This is a genomic window from Bacteroidales bacterium, assembly GCA_018334875.1.
Lineage (GTDB): Bacteria > Bacteroidota > Bacteroidia > Bacteroidales > UBA12077 > JAGXLC01.
Genome location: JAGXLC010000120.1, coordinates 1 through 11,138 on the forward strand (window position 1 = coordinate 1; position 11,138 = coordinate 11,138).

At 43.3% G+C, this 11,138-nt stretch carries 9 protein-coding genes and 1 pseudogene; 5 read left to right on the forward strand and 5 right to left on the reverse strand.

Annotated elements, in window-relative coordinates:
• Positions 1-199: 199 nt before the first annotated feature.
• Positions 200-463, forward strand: a pseudogene (locus KGY70_10820) (DUF4174 domain-containing protein).
• Here the strand turns inward: KGY70_10820 and KGY70_10825 are convergent.
• Positions 414-692, reverse strand: coding sequence for a tyrosine-type recombinase/integrase (locus tag KGY70_10825; protein ID MBS3775673.1), 279 nt, complete (start codon positions 690-692; stop codon positions 414-416). The pseudogene KGY70_10820 and the gene KGY70_10825 overlap by 50 nt on opposite strands.
• A gap of 487 nt (positions 693-1,179) precedes the next feature.
• Here KGY70_10825 and KGY70_10830 point away from each other — a divergent pair, with 487 nt between their 5' ends.
• Positions 1,180-3,072 carry a hypothetical protein gene (locus tag KGY70_10830; protein MBS3775674.1) on the forward strand — a complete coding sequence of 631 codons (1,893 nt, stop codon included), beginning with the start codon at positions 1,180-1,182 and terminating at the stop codon, positions 3,070-3,072.
• Positions 3,073-3,327: 255 nt separating this feature from the next.
• Positions 3,328-4,161: an NmrA family NAD(P)-binding protein gene (locus KGY70_10835; protein MBS3775675.1), complete on the forward strand. Its 834-nt coding sequence runs from the start codon at positions 3,328-3,330 to the stop codon at positions 4,159-4,161.
• Between the two features lie 22 nt (positions 4,162-4,183).
• Here the strand turns inward: KGY70_10835 and KGY70_10840 are convergent, their stop codons facing one another.
• Together KGY70_10840 and KGY70_10845 are read right to left on the reverse strand one after the other, a co-directional pair.
• Entirely contained in the window at positions 4,184-4,918 is a 735-nt protein-coding gene (locus tag KGY70_10840; protein ID MBS3775676.1) for a hypothetical protein, read from the reverse strand.
• Positions 4,919-4,934: 16 nt separating this feature from the next.
• Positions 4,935-6,956, reverse strand: coding sequence for a PAS domain S-box protein (locus KGY70_10845; protein MBS3775677.1), 2,022 nt, complete (start codon positions 6,954-6,956; stop codon positions 4,935-4,937).
• Between the two features lie 204 nt (positions 6,957-7,160).
• Between KGY70_10845 and KGY70_10850 the strand changes: the two genes are divergently transcribed.
• Positions 7,161-7,589 (forward strand): DUF4174 domain-containing protein, encoded by a 429-nt coding sequence (locus tag KGY70_10850; protein ID MBS3775678.1) that lies wholly within the window; start codon positions 7,161-7,163, stop codon positions 7,587-7,589.
• A 27-nt stretch (positions 7,590-7,616) separates the two neighbouring features.
• Here the strand turns inward: KGY70_10850 and KGY70_10855 are convergent, their stop codons facing one another.
• Both KGY70_10855 and KGY70_10860 read right to left on the reverse strand, forming a co-directional pair.
• Positions 7,617-8,675 (reverse strand): AI-2E family transporter, encoded by a 1,059-nt coding sequence (locus KGY70_10855; protein MBS3775679.1) that lies wholly within the window; start codon positions 8,673-8,675, stop codon positions 7,617-7,619.
• A 147-nt stretch (positions 8,676-8,822) separates the two neighbouring features.
• A complete protein-coding gene (locus tag KGY70_10860) occupies positions 8,823-10,610 on the reverse strand; it encodes a hypothetical protein (GenBank protein ID MBS3775680.1) in 1,788 nt (595 codons plus the stop codon).
• Positions 10,611-10,956: 346 nt separating this feature from the next.
• Between KGY70_10860 and KGY70_10865 the strand changes: the two genes are divergently transcribed.
• Positions 10,957-11,138: hypothetical protein (locus KGY70_10865; GenBank protein MBS3775681.1), on the forward strand; the 182-nt coding region annotated here is incomplete at its 3' end.

An 11,138-nucleotide genomic window follows, 5' to 3' on the forward strand; every position in this document is an offset into this window, starting at 1 on the left:
AGCAACCGTTCATTTTGCTTTAATAGCTCATCATAAGTGGGCTTGTCCTTCATCAGATCAATTGTTGGATGCTTTATTCATACAAGATACAAATTTTTGCCGGACCGTTAGCTTTTTCCAGAGCAAAGTTCTTGGCCGATAAGGCCTTAGGGAATCCAGGGGCGGTCTACAGGGAGATTTGTAACGGGAAAAAGACCCCGCCGGAATCACCGACCGCGACCTGCTCATTTTCCATATTGGCACGGAAGAAGTAAGGCTGATGAATCAAACATCCAACCGTTCCCTATCTGCCGATCGTTTAAGAAGCCGATATAAGATCAACAAAGATGAATTCCGGTATGTGCTCATCGGCAAGGATGGGAGCGTCAAACTCAACAAAAAAGAATTTGTAGCAAAGACCCGGCTTTTTTCTATCATCGATGCCATGCCGATGCGACAAAGAGAAATGCGGGAACAGAAATGATGGCTTTTCTAAGTCCCTTCATCAAATAGCCCCCATCCTTCTGCCACATTTCATGCATTTTGGTTGCATGTTCTGCGGGAGTGACCTTGATGTATTTCAGGAAAGAGGATTCAGTAAGGTGTCCGGTAATCTTCATTAAAGTTATGGATGGAATTCCACTTTTGTACATGTTTGTTGCGAATGAACGCCGGGCAGTATGCACCCTCACAAATCTCCTGCAAATATTCATTCATCTTCGGGTTGGAAAGGGCCCAATTCAATTATAAGTATTTAAAATACAACTTTGATTTTAAGTATTGGAATATCTTATGATACTCCATGAAAAGTTCTTCCAAAATATACTGACTCAGACTTATTAGTTCTAGTTCCAGCATTTGTTTCGCTTTTATCCAAAACATAAAGACTGGGTTTTGTCCACTTTAGTCTGTTTTCTTGTATATGTTTTTCCTGTACTTTCATAAAAATTCCAATCTTAATTATAGCAACGCAAATATAGATAGAGTGTTTCAAAATTAATTATACAATTTAATAAATAAAAAGTTATGATAAATAAATGAACAGCAATTGATGCTAAATTTATTCAGGAAAAACCAGTAGATTTCAACATCCGATTGGATATTTTTATAACAAAAGCCTTATTTTCGAATAGGATCTTCAGTCAGTTGGGTTGTTTGTCAATTGATTTTTGCTCCAGCCAACGGATGTATTAAATAATCATGAGCACCATTGCAGGTATATTCAAAAAAAGCGGGGAATCTGTTCAAGAAAAGGAAATTGATTCCATGCTGGATGCATTGCATCATTGGGATGCCGATAGTAGGGATCTGCTTGTGGAGGGCTCAGTTGGTTTAGGCCATTTGTTGCTTTACAATACGCCGGAATCCCGATACGAACAGCTTCCTTACCGTGATCCTGAGTCCGGTCTGATCATTACTGCCGATGCCCGTATTGACAACAGGGAAGAACTCTCCGGGTATCTAGGTATGAATCTGAATTCTGAAAAGACTGTTCCGGACAGCCTTCTCATTCTTGAGTCTTATAAACAATTCGGCACACAATGTACAGATCTCCTGGTGGGTGCTTTTGCCTTTGCTATCTGGAATCCCACTAAAGGCAAGCTTTTTTGTGCTCGCGATCACATGGGTTTCAAACCCTTTTATTACTATTACCACCAGGGCCTCTTTATTTTTGCATCAGAGATAAAAGGCATTAAAAGCCATAAAGAGGTTGTCACTTCAATGAACGAACAATTTGTGGCTGATGCACTATCTTCATTGAGATCTGAAAAGGATCAGACGTTCTACAATGAAATTTTCCGTCTGCCCCAGGCACACTCGATCTCTATTACGCCAAAAGTTATAGAGACAAAACGGTATTGGGAACTAAATCCCAATTATGAATTGAAGTTATCATCCGAAGAAGAGTATATAGCACTTTTCCGAAAAAAGCTGGAAGAATCGGTGAACTGTCGGTTGCGCTCTGACTGGCCCATAGGAGCAGAGCTTAGTGGAGGTATTGATTCATCTGTAATTGTCAGCCTTACAGCCCGGAAAAAACCTATTAAAACCTTTTCCCACTCTCTTCCCAACTGGGCAAAAGGCAAGCACTTCCCCTACAATGATGAGACACCATACAGCCAAAAGATAATTGATTATTACAGGATCCAGGATCATTTCTTTATCACCGGGGAGAAGGCAGGGATCCTGGAACTACTCAGAAATGGACTTCAACTTCATCAAGGAGTCATGCAGGGAACACTAAGTGCGATTTTTGAGCCGTTATACATGAAAGCTGAAAAAGAAAACTGCCGGACATTACTCTCTGGTTATGGTGGTGATGAAATGGTTAGTTCCCATGGGCCAGGCTATATGTATGATCTGGTTACCAGTTTTCAATTAAGAAAGATCCTGAATGAATTGAAATCCAAAGGAAAAGAAAAAAATTCATTTGAAATTGCCAAACAGTTTATTAAATACTTCTTAGAGATCAATCTCCAGCGGTTCCGTTCTTCATACAGAATCCCCCAATGGGCGCGTGATATATATGATAACCTGACAATAGATCCAGCGTTCATTGAACAGCTGAATCTAAAGGAAAGAATTTACCGTAAATTGAAAATTCCGGCAACCGGTAGTATGCGCCTCCGTCAATATAGAAGTCTCAGCTACGATTACATTTCTACCAGACTGGAATATTGTTCTATAGCGGCTCAGACCCACAAAATCGAATATCGTTACCCTCTTTTGGACAAAAGACTGGTTGAATTTTATCTGAGCCTCCCTTCCTACATGAAATATCACAATGATTATGGACGATATATCCTAAGAAAAGCAACTGAAGGAATACTTCCTCCGGAAATTCAATGGCGTACAGATAAAACCGGTTTCATCGTACCTGGCATCTTTCTTCGTCTTAAACAGGATCAAAAAGCCTTAATAAATCTTATTCTTCAGGCAAAAAACAGTGACATCAAACATTATATTGATTATGACAAAACCTTGGTTATGCTGGAAAAAATTATACAGAAAGACAACGATTCAAAAGGGAAAAATAACCTCCAGGCAATTCTGAACTCTGTGACCTTGCTGATGTATCAACTGGGAGAATGAACAGGTTATTAGACTATCAGACTAATGGAAAGAAATTAAATGTTTCTACTCATGCTCTGCCTGTTTGCCCCCATATATCATTACATTACCCGATCTTATCCAGGCATGAGCCATCAGGCTTAGAAACCAGCCAATGTCGACTATACAATGCTTGGGGCTGAAAGAATTGATTACCTGTATAAACGTAAAACATAATCATTATACTGCTGTTGGTAAAGTGAATTCATCATCACAAAAAATAAAAGGAGATTATTCATGTCACGATCCAGGATTCTCATAACATCATCAACAGGGAATGTAGGTTTGCCGCTGTCAAAAAAGCTGCATCAGGACAATGTTGAATTTACGGCGGCCACCAGAAATGCTGCCAGAGCCCGGGAACTATTCGGTTTCGAGACCGATATGGCTTACCTTGATTTCAGGGATCCGTCAGGATTTGCTGAGGCCCTTGAGGGAAAGGAATGGTTGTTCCTTTGCGGCCCGTCCGCTACTCCTGGTGCAGAAAAACTGCTGGTGCCCTTGCTGGAGGAGGCAGAGAGGACGGGTATCAAGCACATTGTTTTTATCGCCTCTTACCCCGACCTGATGGAGAAAATCGATAAAAGCAGCATGGACTATACCTTCCTGAAAGCAAACTTTTTCATGCAGAATTTTGAGATGTACCAGGTTGAAGACATCAGGGATAAGAACAGGATTTTCATGCCTTCGGGCAACGGCAAGGCCCCCTTTATACATACACGTGATATCGGCGAAGTAGCTGCTGAAGTGCTAAAAGATCCCTCAGATTACAAGGGTCAGACCCTGCACCTTACCGGACCTGAAACAATGGATCATTACAGGGTGGCTGAAATATTCTCAGAGGTGCTGGATAAGAAAATCCGATATGAGGCACCCGATGATGAGACATACAGGAAAGAATTAAAACAGAGCGGGTTTTCGGATGAATACATCCATGCCATGATCGCCGTTTTTGGAAAAATTAAACACAGAAAGATCATGGAGCCCACAGAAACCGTCAGAGAAATACTCGGCAGAGAACCCATCACACTGCCGGAATATGTCGATCAAAACAAGCATAAATTTTCCTGAATGCAGCTTTCACCCGATCCAATCATAGCTGCCAGATGACGCCTGCATTGGCGAAATTGATCAGGGTGAAGTTATAGACCTCCTCCACATCCGCCCCGCCTTCCAGGATCCGGTAACCGGCCTTGAGGGAAAGATGATCGGTAACGGGAATATGACCTCCCACAAAAAAGTCAAAGGCCCTGCCCGGACCGCCGGCCAACCCGTCGCCTTCCAGAAACAGTGCCCAACCGCCAAAATCATATGCTGCAAATATGTTGAGCAAGGGAACAAAACCAAGATCATCCTTTTTGGCACTCAAATCATCCGTGCTTAATTTTACCCGGGCATCCCGGATCTTGGCCGTAAAGCCGATGCCCAGCGTCCACCTTTCGGTCATTACCAAATCCCTTCTGTACGTGAGACGGTAGCTGTTAAACTTGTAAAACCCATCAATGTCCTGGCCCCGGGTAAACAATGTCCCCTGAAAACTGATGTCGAAGGGAGCCGCACCCTTATAATCTATGCCCAGGGGAGCATACAAAACAGAAAGATGATTCTTCTCCGCAAAGGTGTATCCCAACCTGAGGCGAAAAGGGATCACCGGACCCTGAAGATCAAAATCCTCATTGAAGTTGAATTGTGTGGCACTGCTTTCATTCGGGATCCTGACATCGTTGTATCCCGGAAAAGCCAGACCGGTTTCAACATCCAGACTTAACTGCGCGTGGGCCTGGGTAAGACAACCCCAAAAAACCAGCAAAAATAGAAGCTTCTTCATGGATTATATATAAAATTTATTCAGGTGACGAGCCGGGGCTGCCGGTCAAGCTTTCTATTCTATCAAGAATTTGTTCTTTTCTCACAGGCTTGGCCAGGTAGTCCCTACAACCCATTTGCTTCACAACATCCTTTTCTTTGTTTTCAAAATAGGCCGACATGGCTATAATGGGCGTGCCAGGCCTGATGCGCTTAATCCTTTTTGTGGCTTCATGACCATCCATTTCGGGCATCTTAATATCCATGAAAATCAAATCAATCTCATTTTCCCGTTTACAAAGATCAACCGCTTCAGATCCATTTTTTGCATGCAGCAGATGCAGCCCCAGGCCTTTCACCACTTCAGCAAAATACAAAAAGTTGACTTCATCGTCTTCTGCGATTAAAACCGTTTTGAGGCCATCTTTCTTCTTCTTGCTTTCCCGATGATCCAATGAATTTTTATCTGCCAGCAGGGGTATATGAAAATAAAAAGTTGACCCTTTATCCAATTCAGATTCCACCCATATGTTGCCACCCAATAAATCCAGGTAGGCTTTTGAAATGGCCAAACCAAGCCCTGAACCCTCATAAAAACTTTCACTATTGGAACCGGACTGACGAAACCTTTCGAATATCTTCTCCTGGTCCTCCTGTTTGATGCCTATACCCGTATCCTTCACATAAAACCTTAGTTTCCCGTCATCCAATGAAACTCCCCACTCCACGTAACCGGCATGGGTGAATTTTATGGCATTGGTTAATAAATTCGACAATACCTGGTGGAGCTTGGTTTCATCGGTGGTAATATATTTGATATCATCTGCTTCAGGCTTGTAATACAAGGCCAAACCCTTATTTCTGGCTCTTACATGGAAATCTGAATGAATTTTCTTCAACAGGTGTTGGATATCCACTGATTCCAAACGTACCTTTTCCTGTCCGCTTTCAATGGTGGCTATGGATACCAGGTCGTTTATGATACCTGAAAGCTGCCATCCGCTCCGGATGATGATATCTATGTATTCCCGGATGGTTTCATGGTCCGGATCCTCTTTTGCTAACAGATCAGCAAAACCAATGATCCCATTCAACGGAGTTCTGATTTCATGGGATATATTATGCAAAAAAGCTGTTTTCAGGTTGTCGCTCTCTTCTGCCCTGAGTTTGGCTTCCCTGAGATGCTCTATGGTATCTTTCAGCTGCAGTTCCATTTTTTTCATATCCGTAATATCCCTCAAATGTTCCACCAGGTAAATAATCTCATGGTTGTCATCGAAAATGGGATAGGCGCGGATGTCGAGCCAGATGTCGAGTTCAGGAAAATAATGCTCATGCCGGGCTGGTTTTTGGGTTTCAATCGCTTTAGCTGTTGAACAAAAATCGCATACCCGCTCCCTTCCTATGAGCTTATAACATTTCATCCCCACCACTTCTTCCGGGGTTTTATCTAAAAGCTTGTAGCCCGCCTGATTGTATTGAATGATGTTATGGTGTAAATCCTGAACCCCTATTACATCGGGGATGGCATCCTGGATCGACTGAAGAAGCTTTAATGCCTGCTTGTAATCGGATTTGCTTTTTTCCAGCTCAATGGCTATTTTCTTTCTTTCCGTGATATCCTCCACGGTTCCAATAATGGCCTCCGGTTTGTTTTGAGAGCCCGGAACTACCGAAGCCAGTATGTTTACCCAAACAACCCGCTGGTCTTTTGTGATGTATCGTTTCTCCAACTGGAAATTTTCCCTTTGCCCCTCCAGCAACTCTTTGACCATTTCCAAATCTGAATCCTGGTCTTCGTGATAAGTAAGTTCCCTGAATGTCATAGAGCTCAGTTCATCCTTTGAATACCCCGTAATTTTTGTGAACTGTCTGTTCACCTTCAGAAACCTTCCCCCGGTGGTGCATATGACCATCCCGATGGTTGAATTATCAAACAGGCCTAAAAGATTATTATATTCACCGCGGTATAAATCCAGGGATTGCTCCAGGTGGGCGATTCTATTCAACAACTGTTCATTTTGCTTTAGAAGCTCATCATATGTGGGCTTTTGCTTCATTGGGTCTGTTTTCTGAAAACCTTTATTGATACAAGATACAAATTTTTGCCGGACCGTTAGCTTTTTCCAGAGCAAAATTCTTGTCAGATAAAGGCTTAGGGAACCCAGCGGCAATCTACAGGGAGATTTTTAACGGGAAAAAATCATCAAACGATAGGGCTTGATGAACATTTGATTCGTTTTGTTGTGTTTATTAAAAAACCAATGAGAACAATATTGCTTTTGGGATTCATGGCATTAACCCAATTTACATCCGGACAAAACGATATGCTCGAACCTTACCGCTGGGAAAACCGGTTGGTTCTGCTTTTTGGATCCACCGAAGATGTCTCCGTTCAGCAACAGCTGAGTGAACTGGAAAAAGAGCCGGCGGAAATCACCGACCGGGACCTGCTCATCTTTCATATTGACTCGAAAGAAGTTCGGTTGGTCAATCAAACAACCAATCGGTCTTTTTCTGCCGATCCCTTTAGAAGTCGATACAACATCAGTAAAAATGAATTCCGCTATATTCTTATCGGAAAGGACGGCGGCGTGAAACTCAACAAAAAGGACTTTGTGCCCAATAAATCGCTGTTTTCCATCATCGATGCCATGCCGATGCGGCAAAGGGAAATGCGGGAAAAGAAATGAATTGAAATACGCGAAATAGTCATAGCATCAATTGCTGAAATCCTGCTTCTCCCGGGGTGAATTTCCAAATAAAAACCCGATGGGCTCGAGTCCTACACTATTTTGTGAAATAATCTTGACCATGGCGAATATGGGCACAAATAATACCATTCCTGCTATACCCCAGATCAACCCGCCTGTGATCACCGCCAAAATAACGATCAACGGATTCAGTTTCACTTCCTTGCCAATGATCAGGGGCTCCAGCACGTAACTCTCTACCAGTTGTATGGTGATAATCAGCAGCGTGAAGGCCAAAACACTGGCGATGCTGTCAAAGAATATGAAGGAGAAGACAATGGGGATCAATCCACTTACAAAAGGTCCCAGGTAAGGAATGATGGTGATGATGGTAGCAAACACAACAAGGAGCACGGCGTATGGAAGATCAAAAATCGCAAAGGAAACATAATACATCACGGCCAGTACCGCCATAACCTGTGCCCTACCCCACAAATAACTGACAACCACTTTGTTGACTTTGCTGAGTATTTCATCGGCATTGGTATGCTTATCCCGGGGGATATAGATCATAATAAAATCATAGATCCTCCTTCTGTATAACAGGAACAAAATGACATACAGCAGTACAATCAATAAATCGATGATCGAGTTTATAAAGCCGCTGATAAACTGCGTTACGAAGTTTTCTATCTTGGTGAGCAATCCTTCTGATCGGTCCTGCCAGATATCACTCTGTCTCTCAAGGGAAAGGTCGGTAACAGCCGCGATTTTGTCCTGGACATCCTTAATAAAGGATTTCAGTTCACTTCCAAAGGAAGAGATCTCCAATGCAAAATTATTCAGCTGAAACACAAGAAGGGTTAAAATAGCACCTATAACAATGAACAAAACGAATGTGCTGATGATGGAGGCAAATATCCGGTGCATCCCTTTCTTCTCTAAAAAATCACAGAAAGGCGTCATCAGGGATGCCAGCAGAATACCAAAAACGATCGGTTTGAGGAATGGCGACCCATAATGCAAAACCGCCACACTCAGTACCGCGAATAAAAGAATCTTATTGATTTTTGTGAGCCGATCCATCTTTTGCCTGTTTTACATCAACACAAATTTAGGTTATTCGTTTGGTTTTCTGGAATAATTTCTTCAAAATGTGCGCTTCCGTCACAAAAAAACAAAGCCACCCTGACTTGTTCAAGGTGGCTTTGATAAAAAAGATTCGACCGAAACCTATTTCGTGTATTTTTTGGATTCAATCACCGTGGCATCGCCATTGCTGTTCTCAGAGGAAGCCTGACCAAACATATAGTATATGTCGGTATTGACCACACTCAGCCCTGCCGGATCCATGCCGCCGGTGAAATCATCGGAGATGGTTTTCCAATCGTTCCCGTCATAGACATTGACAAAGGGATATATAACACTTTGCGATTCATATTTGATGCTGGTCAGCACCACGTTCCCATCTGGGTCAACAGCTATGGCCAGGGGATCTACGAACCATTGTGATTGTGATGAAACCAGGCTCTCTGCAGATGATGTGCCCGTTACCTTATATATGCCACCCGGATAGGATACCAGGGCGTTGCTCTGGGCAATAAAGTACAGTTCCCCGCCATTCCGGGCGATCTCTATATCATTCAGGTACTCATGATCCCAGGAGAGCACCTCTTCCCACGAGGAACCATTCAGCCGCCTGATATGTGCTGTATTATCCTTTATATATTTCAGATACAGGTTGCCATCTACCTGTTCAATCTCAACCTGGAAGAGCGAGCCGGTGGCAATGACTCCGCTGGCATCACCGCCAATGGCATCCCATCCCGAGCCATTGTATTTCATCACCTGCAGCTGATAATCGGGGTGGGGGGTCAAAGCCATGTAGAGCTCATCATTATAAGATTCTATGGAAACATCCGAGGGGCTGTCATCCTGTCCCAGGTTGTCCGGGGTCAGATTTCCGGACCATGCGGATCCGTCCCAGGCAAATACATACAATGAATCTGTGGTTCCTGCCACATAGGAATGGGAAGAGCCCACTGCAAAATGGATCTGATCAAAATCCTCTCCCGGGTCACTTGTCCAGACCTGCTCCCATGAAGAACCGGAATAATTGTAAAGCCCGGGCTTTCCAAGTGCTGTGGCACCGGCATCCTGTATGACACCCAGATATACGGTACCGCCAATGACTTTTTCCTTGATCTGCGGGATGCCACCCCCACTGGCAGCCAGGACCTGTCCGAGATCCTGAGCAGTATAATCGGCCGTTGGATTGGTTCCGCTCCCCTCGTTCGAGGCCATCTCACCATCCACTTGATACAATCCGGTCCCTAAATCACCATTCACGTTGATAAAACTGTATCCATAATCGGCCTTGACCTTATAAATATAGGTTCTATCAGATTCCAAACCACTCTGCTCATCTGTGAAGTAAAATTCGGGGGGTGTGGTGTTGGGATCATACATGCATTCCAGCTCCCCTACCTTATGGAAATCCTGAGCAGTTCCCTCTTCTTTGCGCAAAATTTTGTAATCGATGTAATCTAAATTTTCAAGAGCCTGCAGCTCATTGGGATCAGACCAGGTAACGGTGATCTTTACAGATCCGTTTTCCGTTTTTCTTTCCAGAGAGGTAATTTCAGGCTTCTCTGCTTCAAAGGCATACCCGGTAACTATCGGGGAATAATCGCTGAATCCTGCATCATCTGTATGAGCACGAATCCGATACTCATAGGTCTTACCGGGGATGATCTCATTGTTGGGGAGCAGGTATCCCTGGTCGGACCATTTTGTCCGTGGGGTCCAGCCAATTTCATTCCAGGAATTGCTCTCCGGATGCATTCGGTAGCAAACGTATTGTATTTCTCCATCACCCGTTACAGGTGGATAGGACACGTGCACGACTCCAATATAAGTGCCCTGGGAAGCGGTAAGTTGATCCGGGTTGGACAATTCCGCTTCGCAGGAAACCATAAAGGGAATCAGCAAATAAAGTGTTGATCTGAATAAATGCTTCATGTCTATAGGAGTTAGAAGGTTGGGATTGGCTGATGTACATGCATTCGGCGGCGGGTTAGGCAGTTATCAAAACATCTTTTCAATAAACAGATAATTTTTATAGCGGGTGAGTCATTATACGTCCCTGAAAATAAATGGTTATCCTAAAATACAATTATACCTTCCGGATCGGATTATAGGATCAGAGGGGCCTTGCCTGGAGCAACACGATAAAAATAATCCCTCCGATAATATATACTTTACTTGTCCCGCTATTTTTTATATCTTAGTTCATGCTTTGGGCAATGGTATGCACCTAACCATTATAAAGGCCATAAGCACTATTACTAACTAAAACCTACGCTTTATGAAAAGTCAAGCAATTACTTTAGGTCGAATAGGGATTCTTCTGCCAATAGCCATTATTATCCCGTTTCTGGGCGCTCTGGCAGGCCTGGCATCAATGATTCTTCTGTTGTTCTCACACTACTACTTTGCTAAAGCTTATGAAAAACCGGAAATTTTCAAGAAAGCCCTGACAGGGACGAT

Bases quoted from the DNA above. Each gene is read 5' to 3' on its own strand.
- KGY70_10825 (MBS3775673.1), bottom strand. From the start codon at position 692: ATGAATATTTGCAGGAGATTTGTGAGGGTGCATACTGCCCGGCGTTCA.
- KGY70_10830 (MBS3775674.1), top strand. From the start codon at position 1,180: ATGAGCACCATTGCAGGTATATTCAAAAAAAGCGGGGAATCTGTTCAA.
- KGY70_10835 (MBS3775675.1), top strand. From the start codon at position 3,328: ATGTCACGATCCAGGATTCTCATAACATCATCAACAGGGAATGTAGGT.
- KGY70_10840 (MBS3775676.1), bottom strand. From the start codon at position 4,918: ATGAAGAAGCTTCTATTTTTGCTGGTTTTTTGGGGTTGTCTTACCCAG.
- KGY70_10845 (MBS3775677.1), bottom strand. From the start codon at position 6,956: ATGAAGCAAAAGCCCACATATGATGAGCTTCTAAAGCAAAATGAACAG.
- KGY70_10850 (MBS3775678.1), top strand. From the start codon at position 7,161: ATGAGAACAATATTGCTTTTGGGATTCATGGCATTAACCCAATTTACA.
- KGY70_10855 (MBS3775679.1), bottom strand. From the start codon at position 8,675: ATGGATCGGCTCACAAAAATCAATAAGATTCTTTTATTCGCGGTACTG.
- KGY70_10860 (MBS3775680.1), bottom strand. From the start codon at position 10,610: ATGAAGCATTTATTCAGATCAACACTTTATTTGCTGATTCCCTTTATG.